Raw genomic sequence first — 21435 nt, 5'->3', positions numbered from 1 at the left:
AACGAATATTCCATGAATAGAAGGATTAGCGAAGCAATGACATTTTTTTGACCATAATATCTTTTCACAACCGTTTTTAAACAGCTTCTAAGTCCAGCACGTTAAAAAACCTCGTTTAGCCCTAAAAAGAAACCGCTTGAGCCGTAAGCGCCGCGGGCGTAATCAAAGCACATGTTTGAGCGGGTAAACTTATTGAATAGCAGGCGTAGCCCGGCACCGGCTCCCGGCTCCCAATACCTGAACAATTTAATATCACGCTGGTTATTGGCCGATTCTACGTTAACAAAGGCAACGCCGCTCAACAACTTGTTGGCGGTTATCGGAAACCGGTACTCGGCTTCGTTATAAACAAATGATGGCCCTTTAAACCGGCCTATAACAAAGGCCCGGCCAATGCGGCCGTAGGCATCACTCGCGGTACCCGGCAACTCCAGGTAAGGTACCGACCCAGAAACCGTATAGGTGGCCCAGTGCCAAAAAGCCAGCACATGTTCGGGGTCGGTAGTGCTTAGGCTCCAGTATTTCCTTAATTCTGTTTTTAACTGTATGGCGTTACGGTTACTGCCCAGCCAACCCTGGTTGGCTCGGAAAATAAAATCGGCGTAAATTCCTTTAAAAGCCCGGTTGGGCTGGTCGCGGCTGTTGTACTGAAAGTTTACCAAAATACCGTTGGCATTATAGCTATAAGGTGAGTACCCCTTGCGAATGCTATAGCGATAATTGTGAGTTGATGTTACGGGAATATTTTTACGATCGTCGGTAATGTTATCATAAAAATTGAAGCTTAGGCCGGCCCCTATATAAATATGATCAGATACCTTACGGTAAACACGTTCGTTGATTTTAAGGTAAGTGTATTTAATAGGGAACTCGTCGGGGTTGTCATCAAAATGCTGATCGCCCATGTGAAAAGGTCCATCGCCTATGCTGCGGTGCCCGGTACCCAGGCCATTATCTTTGGCTATGGTTTTGCCAACCTGTAAAGTGCCCTGTAAATTCCAGATGTTTTTGGAGGTAAAAGCGTTGTGTTTAATTTCGAGGGTGGACAAGCCGTTGGTAGATACATAGGCTCCCGCGTTCATTACCGATAAGATGGTGTTATGCCTATCGCCAAAGTACATGCCCGCCGCGGAGGTAGCCCCGATGGCAAAGCCCACACTGGGATTATAAGCGGCTGACGGTAACACAGCAAAAAAAAACTTTTTTTCGGACTGTGTAGTATCCTTTTTTTCGGTTAGCCTTTTTTTGCTGAAAAGAGAATTTAGCAGGCTGCTGGCGTCTACCTGGTTTTTCAATGAATCCTCTATACTTACCTTATTTTGGGCAAATAATACGGTTGAAGATAGCACAAGAAAAGATAAGGCAAGCGTAAACCTGCGTGTAAGTGTCATTATTTAGGGGCTTACAATAGTTTGTTGCTAATATAAGCGAAACAAAGTATCAGAATAAAGAATTAACACTTTTTAAATGTTTTTCAAAAGTGTTGCGTTCGCAACAAGTGCAACAAAAACGCAACAGCAACACACAGAAAACGAAACACCGGAAAATCCATCAAAGCGCTTTTGAGGGCTGATTTTCAGTAGTGGTAATGTTGTGACACCAAAAGATATAGACTGAGGTGCGTAATTTTGTATTTTTTAAGGATTCAACATGTAGCGTTAAGCGGCTACACTGCCAATAACTTGTCAACAAAAACACCACTCATTAACCGCCTCAGCACCAGTAACAATAACAAATTGAAAATTAGTGCAAAACTATTTGTTAATAAAATAAATAGCTGTATCTTTGCAGTCCCGAAAATGCGGGGTATAATAAACGTTTAAACAATTTAATTTAAAGCAAGTGAATACGTTAAGTTACAAAACTGTCTCAGCCAACAAAAAAACCGTTAACAAACAATGGGTTGTTGTTGACGCACAAGGCGAGATTTTGGGGCGCTTGTCTACAAAGATCGCAATGATCATTCGTGGAAAAACCAAGCCAGATTTCACCCCGAACGTAGACTGCGGTGATAATGTGATAGTTATCAATGCAGACAAGGTAAAGTTGACCGGAAACAAATTTAGCGCTAAGCAATATGTTTCTTACACTGGTTACCCAGGTGGTCAGCGTTTCATTTCTCCTAAGGAGTTAATGGCGAAACATCCAAATCGCGTAATTGAAAAAGCGGTTCGTGGTATGTTACCTAAAAGTCGTTTGGGCAAAGCATTATTTGGTAATCTGTATGTATATGCAGGTTCTGAGCATCCTCATGCAGCACAAAACCCAACAACCATTTAACTTTTTAATTTTAAAGGAGAAAAGAAATGCCAACAACTAACACTTCAGGCAGAAGAAAAACAGCCGTTGCCCGCATCTACCTTTCAGAAGGAAATGGTGCTATCGTGGTTAACGGTAAAGATTACAAAGAGTATTTCCCAACATTGCCATTGCAGTACATTGTTACTCAAAGCACCGAAGTTTCTGGTAGCACCGGAAAATACGATGTTAAAGTAAACGTTGCAGGTGGTGGTGTAAAAGGACAGGCAGAAGCTGTTCGTTTAGCTATCGCGAAAGCCATTGTTGAACTGGATGCTGATAAGAAACCTGCATTACGCGCTAAAGGCTTAATGACACGTGATGACCGTATGGTTGAGCGTAAAAAACCAGGACGCAGGAAAGCACGTAAGAGATTCCAATTCAGTAAACGTTAATCACAGGAGGACAACAAAATGGCAAGAACAACTTATCAGGATTTACTGGACGCTGGTGTACACTTTGGTCACCTTACCCGCAAATGGGACCCGAAAATGTCACAGTACATTTTCATGGAGCGTAATGGTATCCACATTATAGATTTAAATAAAACCTTAACCAAGGTTGAAGAAGCTGCTGCAGCTATCAAACAAATTGTAAAATCGGGCCGTAAGGTATTATTCGTAGCTACAAAGAAACAAGCGAAAGATATCGTTGCTGATTATGCAAAAAGCGTAAACATGCCATACATCACCGAGCGTTGGTTAGGTGGTATGTTAACCAACTTTGCAACTGTACGTAAGTCGATCAAAAAGATGTCAAACATCGATAAATTGACTAAAGACGGTACTTACAGCAACCTTTCTAAAAAAGAAAGACTGATGATACAACGTGAGCGTATCAAATTGGAAACCCTTTTAGGCGGTATAGCTGATTTGAACCGTTTACCTGCAGCATTATTTTTAATCGACGTTAAGAAAGAGCATATCGCTGTATCTGAAGCTTTGAAGTTGAACATCCCTACATTTGCTATGGTTGATACCAACTCTGATCCTTCAAACATCGATTTCCCTATCCCTGCGAATGACGACGCTACCAAATCAATTTCATTGATTACCAGCATCATCATCAAAGCGATTGAAGAAGGTTTAGAAGAACGCAAACGCGATAAAGAAGACGAAGCTGAGAAAGAAGCAGTTGCTGCTAAATCAAAAGCTGATGCTCCTGAAGTTAAAGATCGTAGCGAAGACGGTAAAAGAGCAAGAAAAACTGCTGAAGTTGCAGACGTAGTAGCCGAGGCTGATGCCGAAGCACCTGCTGAAACAGAAGAGTAATTAATTTTAGTCGTAAGCACTAAGTGCTAAGCCTGGAATTAATCCCGGGCTTAGTTCTTAGTACTTACGACTTTTAACTTATAGGTTGTTTTTATATAACCTATATTTTTTAATAGTAAATACAGTTGGGGGTTACAACGGTATATTAAATTTGCCATTAGCCTACAACTCATAACATACAACTTAAAACACAAAAAGATGTCTACAGTACAAATATCTGCAGCCGACGTAAATAAACTGCGCCAGCAAACTGGTGCCGGTATGATGGATTGCAAAAAAGCATTAACCGAAACTAACGGTGATTTTGAAGCAGCTATCGATTTTTTAAGGAAAAAAGGCGCTAAAGTTGCCGCAAGCCGTCAGGATCGCGAATCAAACGAAGGTGTTGTTATTTCACGTACAAGTGCTGATGGCAAAACCGGTGTAGTTATTGAACTTAACTGCGAAACTGATTTCGTGGCTAAAAACGCTGAGTTTGTTGCTTTCGCAAATGAAATCGCTAACAAAGCAGTTGAAAATCAACCAAAAACAATCGAAGAGCTTTACGCTCTTTCTATCGATACTGAAAACACCACTACTACTATTGGTGAAGCTATTATCGACAAAACCGGTAAAATCGGCGAAAAAATTGGTGTATCTAAATTAGAGATCATCACCGGCGAAAAAGTTATCGCTTACGTACACGGTAACTTCCGTTTAGGTGTATTGGTAGCTTTAAACTCAAACCCTGAAGGTGCCGAAGAAGCTGGTAAAGACGTTGCAATGCAAATTGCTGCTATGAACCCTATCGCGGTTGATAAAGACGGCGTTGATGCTTCTGTAATTGAGCGTGAGTTAGAGATTGCTAAAGACGTGATCCGTGCTGAAGGTAAACCAGAAGAAATGGTTGAAAAAATCAGCTTAGGTAAACTGAACAAGTTTTACAAAGACTCAACCCTGTTAAACCAGGAGTTTGTGAAAGATTCATCAAAAAGCGTTGCCCAGTTCCTGGCCACCGTTGAAAAAGGCCTTACAGTAACCGCATTTAAGCGGGTAGCTTTAGGAGCTTAAATATTTTACCCCCCTCGTTAAAACGAGGGGGATTTTTTTTGCAATATTGTTTTGTAAAGCGCTTGGTTAGTGCTCAACAGTCAGGCGTGTGAATATCAATTATGTCATTGCGAGCGAAGCGCGGCAATCTCGCGGCTATACAGGGCGAATACGCAAAGCGACGAGATTGCTTCGTGCCTCGCAATGACATAATGTTAGTAAGATCAACTATCTAAACAAATTCCAAGCTTACATGATAACTGCACTCCACAACCTCCAACTCATTTCAAACGGGCAAATAGCCACAGGCAAAGCTGTTTTAATCGAAAACGGAACTATCATTGATGTTATTGACGATACCGCCACCCCGGCCGGTGTCGAAAAGAAAGATCTCAATGGCTCATACCTCGCGCCCGGTTTTATCGATCTGCAGATTTACGGTAGTGGAGGTTTGCTTTTTGCCGGTACACCAACCGTTGAGGCTTTGGAGTGGTTGGAAAATGATTTGCTAAACCAGGGCACCACAGGCGTTTTTGCTACCATTGGTACCAATACCAATGAAATTGTTGAAAAAGGTATTGAAGCGGCTAAAGCGTTCCGCAAAAAGGCCCGTGGAGCTTTCTGGGGCTTGCACCTGGAAGGACCGTATTTAAATCCAGCCAAAAAAGGCGCGCACCCCGAAAAGTATATCAAAAAAGCCACCCTTGCCGAAGTTAAAGGTTGGGTGGAGCAGGCCGAAGGCGAAATAAAAATGATTACCATTGCGCCTGAATTGCAGGATCAGGAGGTGATTGATTACCTGCACAATGCAGGTATAATCATATCCTCGGGGCATAGCAACGCTACTTATGCCGAGGGGAAAGCGTTTCTAAATAAACCTATCCCGGCGGTAACGCATTTGTTTAACGCCATGCCACAAATGCATCACCGCGAGCCTGGCTATATCCCCGCTATTTTTGAAGAAAAACCTTATACCAGTATTGTAGCCGATGGTAACCACGTGGATTGGGCCATGATCAGGCTGGCTAAACGTGAGCTTGGCGATAAGCTATTTTTAATTACCGATGCTGTTACCTCAACTACCGAGGGGGCTTACCAGCATCAATTGGTAGGAAATAAATATGTAATGCCGGATGGTACGCTAAGCGGATCGAGCCTTACGATGCTTAAGGCTGTTGAAAACTGCGTAAAACAAGTGGGTATTGATTTGGTTGAAGCAGTAAATATGGCTTCGTTATACCCGGCTCAATTGGCTAAGCAAACCAAAAAAGGCAAAATTGAAAAAGGTTTTGATGCCGATTTGATTGTTTTTAATGCTGATTTTGAGGTGGAGGGAACTTACCTCAACGGTCATTTATTAACAAAGACAACATAAAATTTTAACACTGATTTTTATTCGCTATTTTTGGCGAACGACACCTCATATGAACAAAGCTTTATCAATTCATGATATCTACAAAAGCAAGTTCCCTTTATTTTCGTTTTTAACAAATCTCATCTCATGAAATACAAAAGAATTTTACTGAAACTTTCAGGCGAATCGCTTATGGGCGGCAGGCAATATGGTATTGATAACAACCAGGTATTGCAATACGCGCATGACATTAAAAATGTGTACGACACAGGAATGGAAATTGCGATAGTTGTTGGTGGCGGTAACATTTTTAGAGGTCTTAGTGCCGAAAAATCGGGCATGGAACGCGCGCAGGCCGATTATATGGGCATGCTGGCTACAGTGATTAACTGTATGGCTTTACAAAACGCTTTAGAAAGCATTGGCGTGGCAACCCGTCTGCAATCGGCCATTAAAATGGAGCAGATCTGCGAGCCTTATATCCGCAGGCGTGCTATGCACCATTTAGAAGTTGGTAAAATAGTAATTTTTGGCGCCGGTACCGGTAACCCATATTTTACTACTGATACCGCCGCTTCATTACGCGCCATCGAAATTAAAGCCGATGTAGTATTAAAAGGCACCCGTGTTGACGGTATTTACACCGCCGACCCGGAGAAAGATCCATCTGCAACCCGTTACGACGAGATCACTTTCCAGGAAGTATATGACAAAGGACTAAACGTAATGGACATGACCGCCATTACCCTTTGCCAGGAAAACAAACTGCCTATCATCGTTTTTGATATGAACAAAGAAGGTAACTTTATGAAAATTGCCAAAGGCGAAGCCATTGGTACATTGGTGAAGTAAAAGGGGGAAATCTCTTTATTTTGTCATCCTGAGCATCGCGAAGGATCTATTCTACACCATACTTGTTCGCCCTGCAAAGTTTGTCAATAGATGCTTCGTTCCTCAGCATGACAGGTGATGAAAAGCTTCACAACCGATCGCTATACTTTCAAAAAATCTTAAAGCCCCGTTATTCCGTAATTGGATGTAACGGGGCTTTAATTTTTTGATTATGAAAGCGATTTGCACAGCTATAATATTATTGTTTACCACGCTTACCGCACCAGTAAACAAGCCTGTAACCAAAGTTGATCTGAATAAATTTTCGGGTAAATGGTATTCTTTATACTCCATCCCTACCATGTTTGATAAGGGCACTAAAGAAACTACCACTACTTATACCTTAAATAAGGAAGGCTACTATAACGTACTCACCGTAGCCAAAAAGGGAGAGGATAACGAGGTGAAAACCTATAAATCAAAACTCTTCCCCGAAAAGGATAACAATGCCGCCGATATGCGCGCTCAGTTTGTTTGGCCTATTAAAGTTGATTACTGGGTGATAGATATTGCCGACGATTACTCTTATGCGGTTGTTGGTCACCCGGATTATAAGTTTCTATTTATCATGAGCCGCAAACCCAGCATGCCGGCTGATGAATACAATAAAATAGTAGCAAAATGTAAAGCAATGGGATACCCGGTAGAAAAACTGGTATCGCAGCAGCATAAAGCCAGCGAAGACAAACAAAACTAAAAATGGGTCATGCTGAGTTTGTAAATCCAGGGACTCTGAAAGTGAAATGACAACATCAAAAAAATGGGGTCATGCTGAGCCTGTCGAAGCACGCGGGCGAAGGCCTCTGCGCGCGACCCTTCGACAGGCTCAGGGTGACAGGCCGCCACACTTTAAAACATAACTTGTCATGGGTAGCCTGTCGAAGCACGCGGGTGAGGGCCTCTGCACACGAGTCTTCGACAGGCTCAGACCGACAGCCCTCTTAAAGTTGTTTTAAATGGCTTTGCCGTTGCGCTTCGCAATGACGAAGGCTTCTGTTTTATCAAATGCAAGGAGTCTTTACAGATATTCTAACTACCCCCTGATTACAGTAAGGCCACCCGTTAAAAGGTGGCCTTTGTTATTTATAGAAAATTCGCCTCTATTTCAATTCGTGAAATTCGCCCTAATCAGTGAAATTAGTGTCTATTTATCACTCAACATTATCGGGTTCCCCTTACCGCCGCCAATAATAATTACCTTGGCATTTTGCGATGTGGCGATGGCCATTTGCGCTTTAATAGCCTCGTATTGCAGTTGTTTGTCAGATAAACCGGTTGATAGAATCTTTTGGTAATCGGCAATGCCCTGGGCTTCTACGCGTTTGCGTTCCGCTTCCTGCTTTTCTTTCTGTAGCACAAACTGCATTTTCTGGGCGTCCTGCTCGGCATTGATCTTTGATTCGATGCTGGCACGAACCGATGCCGGCAGCGTGATGTTGCGCACAAGGATCTGCTGCAACTCCAGACCCCGTTTTGCAAAGTTTTCGGTAATGGTGCGGTTTATTTTATCCTGAAACTCCTGGCGTTTGGTAGAGTACAGGTCAACGGCCGCGTAGTTTACGGCGTTGTCCCTTATTACCGTGCGGGATACGGGGCGCACTATTTTATCAAGATAGTTTTCGCCAATGTTTTGAAGAATGTACGGCGCTTTATCGGCATTTACTTTATAAAGTACTGATAAATCGATAGTAACCTCCAAACCATCTGATGATAAAACGCGGATAGCATCGTCGCCTTCTTTCTGGCCTTCGCTGCTAACCGCGCTCATGGTATAAGTTTGGGTTTGGGTATCAAAAATGGTGATCTCCACAAGCGGATTAACCATGTGCAGGCCGCTTTCTAAAACCTGGTTTTGTACCTTGCCAAAAAGCACCTGCACACCAACCTTACCGGGTTCAATAGTTTTAAACATGGATAATACTAAACCAAGGGCCACCATTGCTACGCCTACAATACTAACTGTATTGCTAAAATGGCTTGCCGGTTGGGGCGACCGTTTGAGTACTATACCCACCACGAGTACGATAACTCCTAATATTGCTATAAACATGCAATGAAGTTACACCTTTTTCTGCGTGTTCTTTACTTCTTTTAACAGTCTTACTTTTAATATAATAACGGCTGCACAGGCAACTAAAGCTACAGCCATTACAACATAGTTTTTAGACTGAAAATACTGGTACGCCACAAAGGCGCAAAGTACCATACCTATAGTGTATAGTACATTTAGCACTAATTTAAAGCCCATGTTTAGTAAACAGAAAGTTCGGGGTCAATTTCTGCCGCCCAGGCCAAAATACCGCCACGCAGGTTTGATAGGTTGGTGTAGCCCTGCTGCTCTAACTGCATAATAGCTGCCGCGCTGCGTTTGCCACTGCGGCACATTACCACTACGGGTTTGTCTTTGCTGATTTTATCAGCCTCAATTAAAATACCACCCAATGGAATTGACTGGCCACCAAGGTTTGATGTTTCGTATTCAAAATCTTCCCTAACGTCAATTAGTTGAAAGTCTTCGCCTTTATCTAATTTCTCTTTTAGTTCCTGTACGGTTATCTCGTTCATGTTAAATAGAATTATAATCCAAAGGTAGCTTTTTTTCCATTGCAAATAATTACGCCTGTTTTTTGTAACAATCAGTGCCCAAGTGCGTTTATTATATGATTTACCGCACGCAAGGCTGTTTTGCAGCAATTTGCCGCCTTAAAGCACAGATGCCGTTGTAATAATTTGACATAAATATTGAACGGCACCATTTAAACAGATCACGTAGATGAAAAAAGTTACCCGCTTTTTCTGGTTTTGTTCAGGAGCGCATATAGATACATTAAAAAAATACCCCGTAGAGCATAATAAATACGTGGGCATTGGGGCTACCATATTTTTTACCGCTTTGTTTGCCTCATTATCGGGCGGCTATGCCATGTACTTTGTTTTTAATGGCGATACCTTCGCTGTGTTTTTTGCCATTTTATTTGGACTGCTGTGGGGCACCGCTATTTTTAATATGGACAGGTACATTGTATCCAGCATTAACAAGGAGGGCAGCACCAATCAACAGATTTTACAGGCATCGCCACGTATTTTACTGGCCATAATGATTGGTATCGTAATCTCGCGCCCGCTGGAACTTAAAATCTTTGATAAAGAAATTCGCCAGAAACTGAAATCATCTTACTTAAAAGGTCAGCACCGCAAAATTGACACCCTCGAAAAAACATACAATGAAAAGTATGCCATGGAACTGGGTAAAAACAACGATCTGAAAAAAGAAAAGGACTCACTCGAAAAGGATATCAACCGTTCACGCTACCAGTTAAACCAGGAAGTTTTTGGCGATAAAACCAACCAAACATCGGGCATTACCGGTTATGGTACGTATGCAAAGCAAAAGCAATCTGTACTGGAAGAAAAGGAGGCCCGCCTAAAAACGGTTACCGAAAGCCAGGGGCAAATGGACCAGTACCTGAGTAACCGCAAAGATTATGAAGGACTCAACTCTCTGAGGTTATTTACAGATCACCAGTTGGATAGCCTGGCCAACGTGGCTGGTTTCTCCGACCGAAACTGGGCTTTGGGGCAGCTATCCTACAATGAAAACGGCACGCGCGATTTGGATACTTACATGGCTATCTCGTTTATAGGCTATCTTTTTATATTGTTTGAATGTTTGCCCGTGTTTGTAAAGCTGATGTCGCCCAAGGGGCCGTATGATACCGCTATTGCCAAAACAGTAGAAGCCAACTTATACATGGCCGATAAAGAAAAAGACCGGGACATCACAGTTACCGATAATACGTATGAGCATAATTTGGATGCCGACGTGCAGCGGCGAAAGAAGATCATATCCAATCAATCCGATTATGACCTGGAGCGTCACCGGTACGATTAAGAAGAGAACAGCGTGATGGCTGTTAATATCGAACACCGAGTTTCCAATATCTAATAGTGAAGGAATCGTTCGGTGTTGGATATTTGTTCTACTTCTATCTTCCTTAAGATAACTATCTCATTATCCAATATTTCTACAAAAAGTGGCCAGCCTTTCTCCAGATTGATAATTTATACTTGTGTAAATTAAATTTATCATGAAAAGGAAATTATCATTTTTAATAGCGCTTGGCCTTGCTTCGGGCGCTGTTTTGGCCCAGGATCTTAAACTAAAAGATGTACCCGCAGCAGTTAAAACCGCTTTCACCGCAAAATATCCCGCCGCAACAAAAGTAGGCTGGGAAAAAGAAAAGGGTAATTACGAAGCCAACTGGGGCGGTAAATCGGGCGAAGACAATTCGGCCGTGTTTACTCCTGCCGGTGCTTTTGTGGAGATTGTAAATGCGATTAAAATAAGCGATTTGCCTAAGTCTGTAGCTCCATATGTAACCACGAACTACAAAGGCGCAAAAATTAAGGAGGCGGGCAAGGTAACCGATGCCACCGGCAAAACATTTTACGAGGCCGAAATTAAAGGGGGCGACCTGATTTTTGACGAAAGCGGGAACTTTGTAAAAAGAGATTGAGGGCTTGGTTTAGGTTATATGTCCCGTTAAATACCTATACAACCGTTATTGTTATAACGGGCTGTTAATACAATTAAAAAGGCCTCTGTGAATCACAAAGGCCTTTTTAATGTATATAGTAAAATCTTACTCTTCAACCATTTCACTGTTAGGACTGGCTACTTCGGGCTTCTCGTGCTTAAAGTAGTGTTTTTGAAAAAGCAATATCGCAATCACACCAACACAAATAGATGCGTCGGCCAGGTTAAATACGGGCCTGAAAAATTCATACGGCTCATTACTCCAGATGGGCACCCACGAAGGGAAAGTACCCCTAAACAGCGGGAAGTAAAACATATCAACCACCCGGCCATGGAATAGCGGGCCATGCTGATATATAATACCATAAAAGGTTGAATCAATGATGTTGCCTACCGCGCCTGCTAATATCAACGCTACATTCATGATGAGGCCACGGTTATATTTATGTTTGATAAGATATATCAAACTGTAAACAATACCACAAACCGCAAAAATGCGAAACAGGGTTAATGCCAGTTTGCCCACATCACCGCCCCACTCCATGCCAAACGCCATCCCGTTGTTTTCGGTATAGTGCAGCATGCCGTGACTGCCAAAAAAGCGAATTTCTTCGCCCATGTACATGTGTATGCGTACCCAGGTTTTAATAACCTGGTCGGCAACAATAATAAGGGTAGCAGTTAAAAAAGGTTTGGTATAAGCCGCCTTCATTTATTGCCTCATTTTTGCTTCCATGGTCATGGTAGTATGCGGCACTGCGCGCAAACGTTCCTTAGGGATCAGTTTACCGGTTTCGCGGCAAATACCGTAAGTTTTGTTTTCAATACGTACCAAAGCAGCTTCCAGCTGATCGATAAATTTTTTCTGACGGGCAGCTAACTGGTTGATCTGTTCCTTCTCCAGCGTGGCCGATCCGTCTTCTAATGTTTTATAAGTTCCTGCGGTATCATCAGTTCCGTTCGCATTTGGCGAGCTTAATGAAGTTGCAAGTGAGTTTAATTCTTCTTTAGCAATACGCAGTTTATCCAGGATGAGCGCTTTAAATTCCTGCAGGTCTGACTCAGAGTACCTGGTTTTTTCGTTTTCCACTTTCATTTATATTTTACTAATAACAATCAAAATTTCATTTTCGTCTATCTCTACTTTGTCGCCCTCATTTAACTGACTGTCAAGCGTTAAGCTATCCGCCAAAATTTCGGCGCAAATATAGGATAAATTACTTTCCACCGCTTCTTTCACATAAGGGTGGTTGCTAAGCCGTACGCTGATCTTATCAGTTACTTCAAATTCCTTAGCCTTACGCAGGTTTTGAATCCGGTTAATTAACTCTCTTGAGATACCCTCCTGTTTTAATTCGTTGGTTATCGTAACATCCAAAGCCACGGTTAGTTTGCCTAAATTTGCAACTTGCCAGCCGGGAACGTCCTCAGCAATGATATCAACGTCTGAAGTGAGTAGTGAGTAGTGAGTGGTGAGTGGTTCAGGTCCAGCAACTTCTATATCAATACTGCCATTTGCTTCTAATGAAGCAATGTCTTCATTTGTAAATTTATTTATTACCTCGGCTACCGCTTTCATATCCTTACCCACTTTTTGACCAAGGGCCTTAAAGTTTGGTTTTATCTTCTTTTTAATGAAGCCTGCCGTGTCGGTAATATACTCAATATCTTTGATGTTGGTTTCAGATAATATCAATTCTTTTACCTGCTCCACATGGGCCTTAAAATCCTTATCCAATATAGGTAAAAGGATTTTACTAAGTGGCTGCCTTACGTTAATTCCTATCTTTTTACGCAACGATAATACCAGCGACGATACATCCTGGGCCAGCTGCATACGCTCTTCCAGGTCGGTATCCACCAGTTCGGCATGATACTCAGGGAAGTAGGCCAGGTGTACAGATTCAAACGCCTCTTTACCGGTAACCGCGTTTAAATCGCAATATAACCTATCGGCAAAGAAAGGCGCTATCGGCGACATGAGTTTGCTGATGGTAATTAGGCAGGTATATAACGTTTGGTAAGCCGAAAGCTTATCATCCGAGTTATCTGATCTCCAAAAACGGCGGCGACTTAAGCGGATAAACCAGTTGCTGAAATGCGCGTCCACAAATTCCTGGATAGCACGGGCGGCTTTGGTTGGCTCAAAATCGGCATAAAAACCATCCACCTCGCGGCTAAGGGTGTTCAATAACGAGATAATCCAACGGTCAATCTCCGGGCGTTTGCTGATCTCTATTTCAGCCTCACTGTAAGTGAACTTGTCAATGTTGGCATACAGCACAAAAAACGAATAGGTGTTGTAAAGCGTACCAAAGAATTTACGACGAACCTCATCAATACCATCGGTATTGAATTTTAGGTTATCCCATGGGGCGGCATTGCTAATCATATACCAGCGTGGCGCATCGGCACCAAACTGCTCAATGGTTTCAAACGGATCAACACCATTACCTAAACGTTTAGACATTTTGTTGCCGTTTTTATCCAGCACCAATCCGTTCGAGATTACGTTTTTGAAAGCTACGCCGCCGTTGCCTACTTTTTCGTTTACGGCTTTCACCTCGTCGCTGCATTCGCTAAGCATTACGGCTATGGCATGCAGGGTAAAAAACCAGCCACGGGTTTGGTCAACACCTTCGGCAATAAAATCGGCAGGGTAGGCTTTGGCAAATTCTTCTTTGTTTTCAAAAGGGAAATGCCATTGCGCGTAAGGCATCGCACCGCTATCAAACCAAACGTCAATCAAATCCGGTTCGCGGAACATTTTATTACCGGTTGATGAGGTTAAGATCACATCATCAACATAAGGGCGGTGCATATCTTCTAACGTAAAACCTTCGGGCATAAAGCCGGCGGCAATCGATTTTTCAATTTCGGCATTCAGCTCGGCTATCGAGCCAATACATTTTTCCTCGCCGCCATTTTCCTCGCGCCAGATAGGCAGCGGGGTACCCCAGTAACGTGAGCGTGAAAGATTCCAGTCAACCAGGTTTTCCAGCCAGTTACCAAAACGGCCGGTACCGGTCGATTCTGGTTTCCAGTTGATGGTTTTGTTGAGCGCAACCATTTTATCCTTAACCGCTGTTGTACGGATAAACCAGCTATCTAACGGGTAGTATAAAATTGGTTCGTCTGAACGCCAGGAGTGCGGGTAACTGTGCTCATATTTTTTTACGTCGAAGGCCCTGTTCTCGGTTTTAAGTTTAATCGAGATCAGCACGTCGGTGGCTTTAAAGCCTTCGGCGGCACGCTCTTCGGCGGTATAATATTCTTCTTTAACGTAGTAACCAGCAAAATCGGTAACCTCATCAACAAAGCGGCCTTGTTTGTTCACCAGGGGAACATCCTTGCCGTTTTCATCTTTTACTAATACCGATGGTACATTGTTTTCTTTACAGGCCCTAAAGTCATCCGCGCCAAATATGGATGCGGTGTGCACAATGCCGGTACCATCTTCGGTGGTAACAAAATCGGCCGGGATTACGCGGAAAGCGTTTTGCTCTAAATCTGCGTTGGTAACGTATGGCATTAGCTGCTCATAGTGGACGCCCAAAAGCTGGCTGCCTTTAAATTCGGCTTCCAACTTCCACGGAATAATTTTATCGCCGCCTTTGTAATCTTCAAAAGAGGCGTTTTCACCTTCGGCCTTAAAGTATTTTTTTACCAGGTCTTTTGCCAATACAACGCAAACCGGCTCAAAAGTATAAGGGTTAAAAGTGCTTATTTTTACGTAGTTAATGTTTTCGCCAACGGCAAGAGCGCAGTTTGATGGCAGGGTCCACGGGGTGGTTGTCCAGGCCAGGATAAACACATCGCTGCTTACACCTTCAAACAAAAAGGCCGAATCGGCATCGCGTTTTACCTTAAACTGGGCAACTATGGTGGTATCCTTCACCATTTTGTAGGTACCAGGCTGGTTTAGCTCATGCGAGCTTAAGCCGGTACCGGATTTTGGCGAATATGGCTGTACGGTATAACCTTTGTACAAAAGGTCCTTATCATAAAGTTGCTTCAGTATCCACCAAAGGCTTTCAATATATTCGTTTTTGTAGGTGATGTACGGATCATTCAAATCAACCCAATAACCCATCTTTTCGGTAAGGTCGTTCCATACATCGGTATAGCGCATTACTTCCTTACGACAGGCATCGTTATACTCCTTAACAGTTATTTTTTTACCAATATCATCTTTGGTGATACCTAAAGCTTTTTCAACAGCAAGCTCAATAGGCAGGCCATGGGTATCCCAGCCACCTTTACGCTTAACCTGGTAACCTTTAAGGGTTTTATAACGGCAAAAAATATCCTTGATGGAACGTGCCATTACGTGGTGAATACCTGGCATGCCATTAGCACTTGGCGGCCCCTCATAAAAAGTATATGGGTTATTTGCCGACCTGCTACTGATACTTTTTTCAAATATGTTGTTCTGTTTCCAAAACTCCAGTACTTCTTTGCCTGTTTGCGATAAGTTTAACTGCTTATATTCCTTGTACATCTATATATTCTACCGTTTATCACCTCTTTTTTAAGAGGTTGCAAAAATACAGAAATTTATATTTAAAAAGGCAGCACCATCTGAAATTGAGGAGCAGAAATTACATTATTCTTAGCCTGAAGAATGTAACATGTTTAAAGTATTTGTGCCTATTTCTCATACAATGTGCCTTTCAATTTATATGTGGAGCTTGGTTGTTGATACGAGATTGTAATTTCCGGTATTGATATCGAAATCTTACTGTTTGCGTTTAAAGTTACAGCTAAAACCGGAGGCTCGGGAGTGTTATAAATATAAGGATAAAAAATAAAACCGGAACTATCGGTCCCCTCTACAAAACATTGATTATCCCCGATGGCATTTATAGCATCAACAAGCTGGTAGTTACCGGATGCGATTGGAAGTGATTTGAAAATTACATATAATTTTGCCTTGCTCCCTTGTGCATTTGCATAAAATGCTATCGATTTGCCTCCTGTAGAAAAATCTACACGGGCTGAAGATGTTACAACATAGGTTAAATTATCAAATGTCCAGGCGTTAATCTGAGCAGGTGCCGGAGTACTATTCTTTTTACATCCGAAAAAAAACAGACACACAAAAAGCGAAACAATAACTTTGTTTTTTACCATAAGGTTTAGAAATTATGTCGCCAATATCATATTTAAGAGGACAATAAAGAAATAATTTAGCGATAAAGTATAATTTTAGAATAAACTACAGGTGTATTCTAAAACTACATTAAGCTTTTTAAAAACCACATCTTTGTTTTTCAGCCAGTTATAAAGCGAGAAAATTATAAATGATTTTTTTAATTTAGAAGAGTGAAAAATAATAAAGTAAAGCGCACTATCTTACTGTTATTGGTATCAGTGATCCTGTTTTCATTAACCATGGTGATACCTGCTTTTGAAGGATCGAAGTGGAAGGTATACCTGCAGGGAGCTGCAACCGGTTTATTGATGGCCGGCATAGTGAGCATTATTACGCTTATTATTGATAATTTGAGGGAAGGGAAAGCGTAAATTATCTGAATCAGAATTTAAGAATGAACAGAATCCTTTTATCGCGGTTCAGACAAAAAGTTTCTGAACCGGGATTAAACAGATTTTTTGGATTTTGACTTACGCTAAGAAAAAAAGAAATCCTCTTTAATCCTTTAATCCGACGAATCCAGGTTCAGACAAAATAGTCTCCTGTCTAAAAAATCGCCCTGTTTGCCCCTCCATCAACCTGTATGGTAGTTCCAGTAATGTAAGCCGCTTGTTCTGATGCCAGGAAGGCAACCAATGCGGCCAACTCTTCGGGTTTACCAATGCGGCCCAACGGAATACTTTTAGCTTTATCTTTTATAGCTTGCTCAGGATCGACATCTTTAGGCATGGTATGTTTGATGCGGTCGGTAAGGATTAAACCAGGCGCTACGTTATTTACCGTGATATTGTAAGGACCAAACTCATCGGCCATTAATTTGGCCATACCAACCACGCCCATGCGCATACTGGTTGATAATACCGAGTTACCCAACACCGCCTTTACCGAACCACTGATGATATTGATAATGCGCCCGCTACCGGTTTTCTGCATGTGGGGCAATACCAGTTTACTTAAACGGGCTACGCTGAGCAGATTAAGTTCAAAAGCTTTTTGCCAATGCTCATCGTCAAAATTCTCAAACTTATCAAACGGCGGACCACCGGCATTGTTCAGCAAAATATCTATCCGGCCAAACTTAGCGGCAGCCTCGGCTATAAATTCATGAAGTTCATCGGCCTTTGAAACATCAACCGGCATAGCTACAACTTCATTACCGGTAAATTTGCTGATCTCTTTTGCCGTTTTGGTAAGCTCTGCCTCATCGCGCGAGCCAATGATCACCTTTGCGCCTTCGGCACTTAATGCAGTGGCTATGGCCTTGCCTAAGCCTTTGCTGGCGGCTAATACCACCGCTACTTTATTGTTTAGTTTAAGATCCATATGAGCAGGTTTTTGAGTTCCGTATATGTAATTTCTTTCGACCTATTGGGTTGAACCTTTATGATGGCTCTGTATATCGGTTACGACTCACCCCGACATCGCTGCGCTCGTCTGCCCCTCTCTCCGACTGCGTCGCATAGAGGGGCGAGAAGATTTAGTTGTTTGTTCCTCAACCCTCTTTGCGGCTTTAGCCGGAGAGAGGGCGGTCCAGCGAAGCGTAGAACGGGTGAGTCAAAACCCGCGTTCTTTTACCTCCCTCTCTTTTGGAGAGGGCCGGGGTGAGGCTCTATTCTATAGTAGTCAACGCTATATAATCACCACCATCGTACCCAACAGCTATAGCCATTTCATCGTTGTGTCTTAAAACAAGCAGCTTATAAAGGTCATTCCGGATAATGTCATCTAAAATCAATGAGCAATAGGCTACCGGCAATAACCAATCCAGAAAATCGTAATCGTCACTATCGCTATTGATAAGTTTTTCAATTGCAGATAAATTATCCACAATGATCATACTTTCTTCCGGCAGGTATGATGGTTCATTACCATCTATATCATCCGGACTACTAACCTCATAGCCGCTTAAATAAATGCCATACAGCTTGGCATCGTCCTCATCTGCATACTCCTGGATGCCAACCCACAAACATTTGGTTTGTTCTGTAACTTCGTCTGTAGAAAAGGTTAACTCAAACCAGTCTTTTATTTCCTTTCGCTCAGCGGCTATGTCGATATTTTTAATTTGACCCCAATAAGGTTTGGCCTTAATATTTTCGAGTAAATCAATCAGCTTGTTCCATGATTGTGCTGCAGGCAACTTTTGGGCAAGAATAGCTTCAAATTCGGCCCATACCTGTTCATGTTCAAATTGTTCCATCATGATTAAATTTATAGTAGTGTAAATGCTCGTTATTCTCTGTATATCGGTTTCATCTTCCTCTCCTCTGGGGAAAGCCGAAGAGGGGCTATTATTCCTCTATATCCGGTCCTTTAATCTTATTCCTGTCAACGCCGCCTTCCAAACTTAGCAAAAACGCGGGCAATAAAGTAAGGTTGCTAATCATGGCTACCAATAGTGTAATTGAAAGCAAAATGCCCAATGCCTGCGTACCGCCAAATTTAGATACCACAAAAACACCAAAACCGAAAAACAAAACCGTGGCAATAAATATCATACTTACGCCGGTTTCAAAAATACTGTCAGATACTATTTGCGAAATACTTTTGTTGGTATGCCGCAGTTCGTGACGATAGCGGGTAATAAAGTAAATAGTTTGATCGCTTGAGATACCCATCGCTATGCTGAAAATCAATATGGTTGAGGGTTTAAGGGGGATGCCGAAAAAGCCCATAATGCCTGCCGTTATAATCAATGGCACCAGGTTGGGCAACAGCGATATTGCTATCATTTTTACGCCACGGAACAATATCCACATTACAATAGCAATCAGAAAAATGGCCCAGGCCAGGCTTTCGTACAGGTTTTTGAGCAGGTAGTTAGTACCCTTTATAAAAATGATACTGCTGCCGGTAAGCTCTACATGGAATTTTTTAGGGTTAAAAATAGAATCTATACGGGGTTGCAATTCAGCTAATACCACGTTCATTTTTTTCGATCCGGCGTCAACCATTTCAAATGTAACGCGGGTTACCTGTTTATTGCTGTCGATAAAATTATTTAGCGCGTTGCTGCCTTTACTGCCCGAGTTACCGGCATAGTTGAGGATAAAGTTTTGCTCCAGTCCGTCGGGCAAGCGGTAATACTCCGGCGCGCCGCCATAAAATGCCTGCGTACTAAATTTAAGCGCCTGGATCAATGATATGGAACGGCTAAACTGCGGGTAAGATGATATAAGTGCTTCCAGTTTTTCAACCTTGCGGATAACGCCCAGGTTTACTACCCCGTTCTTACGTTTGGTATCTACACTTACTTCTAAAGGCAACACACCGTTAAAGTTCGATTCAAAAAACTTCAAATCTTCCAACGTATTGTTGTGCTGTGGTAAATCATCAACCACGTAACCATTAATGTTCATTTTGGTAATGCCAACAGCCGATATTAAAACCAAAACAATAGTGGTGATATAAACAACCTTGCGTTTTTTATGCACCAGGTTATCCAGGCCGGTTAATAATTTAGCCATCGCTTTGCTATCCTTAATACCGCTTTTTTGTTTTTTTGGCGATGGCAGGTAGCTAAAAATAATAGGTACTAAAATAAGGCTCAAAGCAAAGGTGGCCATAATGCTGATAGAAGCCACCAAGCCAAACTGGGTTAACAGTTCGCTATTGGTAAAGCACAAAACACCAAAACCTATGGCAGTGGTAACATTGGCGATGAACGTGGTGATACCCGCCCTTTCAATGGCCAGTTGCAAGGCTTGCATTTTATTGCCACTTAAATCATACTCGTGGTAATACTTATTAAGAATAAAAATAGTATTAGGGATACCAATAACCACCACCAGCGGCGGAATGATCCCGGTAAGGATAGTCATTTCGTAATGCATTAAAACCAGCGTGCCCAGGCTAAATACTACCCCCAAAACCACAATAATAATGGGAAATATCACAGGGAAAAACGAGCGGAAAAACGCGAGCAAAATTAACGCGGTTACCAGGATAGACAGGCTCAGGAACATGGAAAATTCATGCGCCACCAAATCGCCCACCACGGTGCGGATGAGCGGCAAACCCGAGTAATGCACCTTAATGTTATGCTTCTTTTCAAAATCGCTGCCCAACTGCTGAATCTCTTTAATAATGGGCACCCTTAACGGCGTGTTGATGATCTTATCATCAAAAGTGATAGCCATGAGGGTTGATTTACCATCGTTGCTCAACACCAGTCCTTTATAAAAAGGCAGATTGGCCAGCTGCTGCTTCACGCTATCAACAGCCTGCGTGGTTGGCAATACATGAGCAACCAATGGTTTAAGTACAAACCGGTGTTTAGCGGTATCTTTTTGCAGGTTATACACATTAGCCATTGATAGTACGGCCTTAACGCCTTTAACCTGGCGCATACTATTGCCAATAGTATACCAATCATTAAAAACATCTTTGTTAAACAGGCTATCTGATTTTATGCCGATAACCATGGTAGCGGCATCCTGCCCAAATGTTTTTTTGAATTGATTGTAACGGATATAGGCCGAATCGGTAACGGGGAGTACCTTGCCGCCATTAAAAGTGATCTTTACTTTTGATGCCTCATACCCCATAAAAACACTAAGCGCTATAACGCCTATCAACACAAAAAGTCTGTTTTTAAGTATGAATGATGCCGTATTTTTCCAGAACATGTATTTGATTTAATGACCGCCGCTAAACTACGAATTTAGATTTTAACCCGGGGAAAAAGAGTCAAGAGTTGAGAATCAAGAATTAAGACCGGAAAAGCATAAATCAATTAAGTTTCTGTAAAGTATCGCCCAAAGTCATCCTGAACTTGTTTCAGGACCCCATATGCTAAGTTTACATCGCGCATGTTGTATACCTGTCCTGTGGGGTGCCGAAATAAATCGGCATGACTTAATTTTATATTTTTAAAATCCACTTCAATCCAAAAACTTCA

The 21435-nt window shown here is 42.2% G+C and carries 21 protein-coding genes; 10 read left to right on the top strand and 11 right to left on the bottom strand.

Translation table 11 applies throughout. From position 1 onward, the window contains the following. Positions 1–101: 101 nt before the first annotated feature. Positions 102–1391 (bottom strand): BamA/TamA family outer membrane protein, encoded by a 1290-nt coding sequence (locus QWZ17_RS13410; RefSeq protein WP_290305745.1) that lies wholly within the window; start codon positions 1389–1391, stop codon positions 102–104. Between the two features lie 451 nt (positions 1392–1842). On the opposite strand from QWZ17_RS13410, the gene rplM reads away from it, so the two are divergent. From rplM to QWZ17_RS13375, 7 genes are all read left to right on the top strand, one after another. Continuing rightward, on the top strand, positions 1843–2280 hold the full coding sequence (gene rplM / locus QWZ17_RS13405; protein ID WP_290305744.1) for a 50S ribosomal protein L13: 438 nt from the start codon (positions 1843–1845) through the stop codon (positions 2278–2280). Positions 2281–2306: 26 nt separating this feature from the next. After that, entirely contained in the window at positions 2307–2693 is a 387-nt protein-coding gene (rpsI, locus tag QWZ17_RS13400; RefSeq protein ID WP_290305743.1) for a 30S ribosomal protein S9, read from the top strand. An 18-nt stretch (positions 2694–2711) separates the two neighbouring features. Next, positions 2712–3569 (top strand): 30S ribosomal protein S2, encoded by an 858-nt coding sequence (rpsB, locus tag QWZ17_RS13395; protein WP_290305742.1) that lies wholly within the window; start codon positions 2712–2714, stop codon positions 3567–3569. A gap of 198 nt (positions 3570–3767) precedes the next feature. Beyond that, positions 3768–4619 (top strand): translation elongation factor Ts, encoded by an 852-nt coding sequence (gene tsf / locus QWZ17_RS13390; protein WP_290305741.1) that lies wholly within the window; start codon positions 3768–3770, stop codon positions 4617–4619. A 232-nt stretch (positions 4620–4851) separates the two neighbouring features. Continuing rightward, positions 4852–5973 carry an N-acetylglucosamine-6-phosphate deacetylase gene (gene nagA, locus QWZ17_RS13385; RefSeq protein ID WP_290305740.1) on the top strand — a complete coding sequence of 374 codons (1122 nt, stop codon included), beginning with the start codon at positions 4852–4854 and terminating at the stop codon, positions 5971–5973. A gap of 126 nt (positions 5974–6099) precedes the next feature. Beyond that, positions 6100–6804: a UMP kinase gene (gene pyrH / locus QWZ17_RS13380; protein ID WP_290305739.1), complete on the top strand. Its 705-nt coding sequence runs from the start codon at positions 6100–6102 to the stop codon at positions 6802–6804. A gap of 211 nt (positions 6805–7015) precedes the next feature. Next, entirely contained in the window at positions 7016–7540 is a 525-nt protein-coding gene (locus tag QWZ17_RS13375) for a lipocalin family protein (protein WP_290305738.1), read from the top strand. Positions 7541–7987: 447 nt separating this feature from the next. Here the strand turns inward: QWZ17_RS13375 and QWZ17_RS13370 are convergent, their stop codons facing one another. From QWZ17_RS13370 to QWZ17_RS13360, 3 genes are read right to left on the bottom strand one after another with little or no spacing between them, the layout of a single operon-like run. Then, complete coding sequence (locus QWZ17_RS13370) at positions 7988–8893, bottom strand: prohibitin family protein (protein WP_290305737.1); 906 nt, start codon at positions 8891–8893, stop codon at positions 7988–7990. A gap of 9 nt (positions 8894–8902) precedes the next feature. After that, the gene (locus QWZ17_RS13365; protein ID WP_290305736.1) at positions 8903–9091 is read right to left on the bottom strand and encodes a DUF6358 family protein; all 189 of its coding nucleotides are present in this window, start codon (positions 9089–9091) and stop codon (positions 8903–8905) included. 2 nt (positions 9092–9093) lie between these two features. Next, positions 9094–9408 carry a rhodanese-like domain-containing protein gene (locus QWZ17_RS13360; protein ID WP_259093590.1) on the bottom strand — a complete coding sequence of 105 codons (315 nt, stop codon included), beginning with the start codon at positions 9406–9408 and terminating at the stop codon, positions 9094–9096. Positions 9409–9616: 208 nt separating this feature from the next. On the opposite strand from QWZ17_RS13360, the gene QWZ17_RS13355 reads away from it, so the two are divergent. Both QWZ17_RS13355 and QWZ17_RS13350 read left to right on the top strand, forming a co-directional pair. Next, positions 9617–10735 carry a DUF4407 domain-containing protein gene (locus QWZ17_RS13355; protein WP_290305735.1) on the top strand — a complete coding sequence of 373 codons (1119 nt, stop codon included), beginning with the start codon at positions 9617–9619 and terminating at the stop codon, positions 10733–10735. Positions 10736–10931: 196 nt separating this feature from the next. After that, entirely contained in the window at positions 10932–11360 is a 429-nt protein-coding gene (locus QWZ17_RS13350) for a PepSY-like domain-containing protein (protein WP_290305734.1), read from the top strand. A gap of 126 nt (positions 11361–11486) precedes the next feature. On the opposite strand, the gene QWZ17_RS13345 is transcribed toward QWZ17_RS13350, so the two are convergent. The 4 genes from QWZ17_RS13345 to QWZ17_RS13330 all read right to left on the bottom strand — a co-directional run bounded on the left by QWZ17_RS13345 (position 11487) and on the right by QWZ17_RS13330 (position 16513). Next, positions 11487–12092 carry a lipoprotein signal peptidase gene (locus QWZ17_RS13345; protein WP_290305733.1) on the bottom strand — a complete coding sequence of 202 codons (606 nt, stop codon included), beginning with the start codon at positions 12090–12092 and terminating at the stop codon, positions 11487–11489. Further along, positions 12093–12476 carry a TraR/DksA family transcriptional regulator gene (locus QWZ17_RS13340; RefSeq protein WP_090651575.1) on the bottom strand — a complete coding sequence of 128 codons (384 nt, stop codon included), beginning with the start codon at positions 12474–12476 and terminating at the stop codon, positions 12093–12095. Continuing rightward, positions 12477–15881 carry an isoleucine--tRNA ligase gene (gene ileS, locus QWZ17_RS13335; protein ID WP_290305732.1) on the bottom strand — a complete coding sequence of 1135 codons (3405 nt, stop codon included), beginning with the start codon at positions 15879–15881 and terminating at the stop codon, positions 12477–12479. It abuts the gene before it with no gap. A 149-nt stretch (positions 15882–16030) separates the two neighbouring features. After that, complete coding sequence (locus QWZ17_RS13330) at positions 16031–16513, bottom strand: hypothetical protein (protein WP_290305731.1); 483 nt, start codon at positions 16511–16513, stop codon at positions 16031–16033. A 192-nt stretch (positions 16514–16705) separates the two neighbouring features. Between QWZ17_RS13330 and QWZ17_RS13325 the strand changes: the two genes are divergently transcribed. Further along, entirely contained in the window at positions 16706–16906 is a 201-nt protein-coding gene (locus tag QWZ17_RS13325; RefSeq protein ID WP_290305730.1) for a hypothetical protein, read from the top strand. Between the two features lie 175 nt (positions 16907–17081). Here the strand turns inward: QWZ17_RS13325 and QWZ17_RS13320 are convergent, their stop codons facing one another. The 3 genes from QWZ17_RS13320 to QWZ17_RS13310 all read right to left on the bottom strand — a co-directional run bounded on the left by QWZ17_RS13320 (position 17082) and on the right by QWZ17_RS13310 (position 21163). Continuing rightward, positions 17082–17858, bottom strand: a complete 777-nt coding sequence (locus QWZ17_RS13320) for an SDR family NAD(P)-dependent oxidoreductase (protein ID WP_290305729.1) — start codon at positions 17856–17858, stop codon at positions 17082–17084. Positions 17859–18144: 286 nt separating this feature from the next. Next, on the bottom strand, positions 18145–18738 hold the full coding sequence (locus QWZ17_RS13315) for a hypothetical protein (RefSeq protein ID WP_290305728.1): 594 nt from the start codon (positions 18736–18738) through the stop codon (positions 18145–18147). Between the two features lie 88 nt (positions 18739–18826). Then, positions 18827–21163 carry an efflux RND transporter permease subunit gene (locus QWZ17_RS13310; protein WP_290305727.1) on the bottom strand — a complete coding sequence of 779 codons (2337 nt, stop codon included), beginning with the start codon at positions 21161–21163 and terminating at the stop codon, positions 18827–18829. Between the last annotated feature and the right edge of the window lie 272 nt (positions 21164–21435).

Source organism: Mucilaginibacter flavus (assembly GCF_030409315.1).
Classification (GTDB): Bacteria; Bacteroidota; Bacteroidia; order Sphingobacteriales; family Sphingobacteriaceae; genus Mucilaginibacter; species Mucilaginibacter flavus.
The sequence above is the reverse complement of the archived record's forward strand: the minus strand, read 5'-3'. Positions and strand labels throughout refer to the sequence as shown.

What these genes read in the sequence shown, in the direction of transcription:
- QWZ17_RS13340 (WP_090651575.1), bottom strand. Translation starts at nt 12,476, where the DNA reads ATGAAAGTGGAAAACGAAAAAACCAGGTACTCTGAGTCAGACCTGCAG.
- QWZ17_RS13410 (WP_290305745.1), bottom strand. Translation starts at nt 1,391, where the DNA reads ATGACACTTACACGCAGGTTTACGCTTGCCTTATCTTTTCTTGTGCTA.
- nagA (WP_290305740.1), top strand. Translation starts at nt 4,852, where the DNA reads ATGATAACTGCACTCCACAACCTCCAACTCATTTCAAACGGGCAAATA.
- pyrH (WP_290305739.1), top strand. Translation starts at nt 6,100, where the DNA reads ATGAAATACAAAAGAATTTTACTGAAACTTTCAGGCGAATCGCTTATG.
- QWZ17_RS13355 (WP_290305735.1), top strand. Translation starts at nt 9,617, where the DNA reads ATGAAAAAAGTTACCCGCTTTTTCTGGTTTTGTTCAGGAGCGCATATA.
- QWZ17_RS13330 (WP_290305731.1), bottom strand. Translation starts at nt 16,513, where the DNA reads ATGGTAAAAAACAAAGTTATTGTTTCGCTTTTTGTGTGTCTGTTTTTT.
- QWZ17_RS13360 (WP_259093590.1), bottom strand. Translation starts at nt 9,408, where the DNA reads ATGAACGAGATAACCGTACAGGAACTAAAAGAGAAATTAGATAAAGGC.
- QWZ17_RS13320 (WP_290305729.1), bottom strand. Translation starts at nt 17,858, where the DNA reads ATGGATCTTAAACTAAACAATAAAGTAGCGGTGGTATTAGCCGCCAGC.
- rpsB (WP_290305742.1), top strand. Translation starts at nt 2,712, where the DNA reads ATGGCAAGAACAACTTATCAGGATTTACTGGACGCTGGTGTACACTTT.
- rpsI (WP_290305743.1), top strand. Translation starts at nt 2,307, where the DNA reads ATGCCAACAACTAACACTTCAGGCAGAAGAAAAACAGCCGTTGCCCGC.
- QWZ17_RS13370 (WP_290305737.1), bottom strand. Translation starts at nt 8,893, where the DNA reads ATGTTTATAGCAATATTAGGAGTTATCGTACTCGTGGTGGGTATAGTA.
- ileS (WP_290305732.1), bottom strand. Translation starts at nt 15,881, where the DNA reads ATGTACAAGGAATATAAGCAGTTAAACTTATCGCAAACAGGCAAAGAA.
- QWZ17_RS13315 (WP_290305728.1), bottom strand. Translation starts at nt 18,738, where the DNA reads ATGATGGAACAATTTGAACATGAACAGGTATGGGCCGAATTTGAAGCT.
- QWZ17_RS13345 (WP_290305733.1), bottom strand. Translation starts at nt 12,092, where the DNA reads ATGAAGGCGGCTTATACCAAACCTTTTTTAACTGCTACCCTTATTATT.
- QWZ17_RS13365 (WP_290305736.1), bottom strand. Translation starts at nt 9,091, where the DNA reads ATGGGCTTTAAATTAGTGCTAAATGTACTATACACTATAGGTATGGTA.
- QWZ17_RS13350 (WP_290305734.1), top strand. Translation starts at nt 10,932, where the DNA reads ATGAAAAGGAAATTATCATTTTTAATAGCGCTTGGCCTTGCTTCGGGC.
- QWZ17_RS13310 (WP_290305727.1), bottom strand. Translation starts at nt 21,163, where the DNA reads ATGTTCTGGAAAAATACGGCATCATTCATACTTAAAAACAGACTTTTT.
- QWZ17_RS13375 (WP_290305738.1), top strand. Translation starts at nt 7,016, where the DNA reads ATGAAAGCGATTTGCACAGCTATAATATTATTGTTTACCACGCTTACC.
- tsf (WP_290305741.1), top strand. Translation starts at nt 3,768, where the DNA reads ATGTCTACAGTACAAATATCTGCAGCCGACGTAAATAAACTGCGCCAG.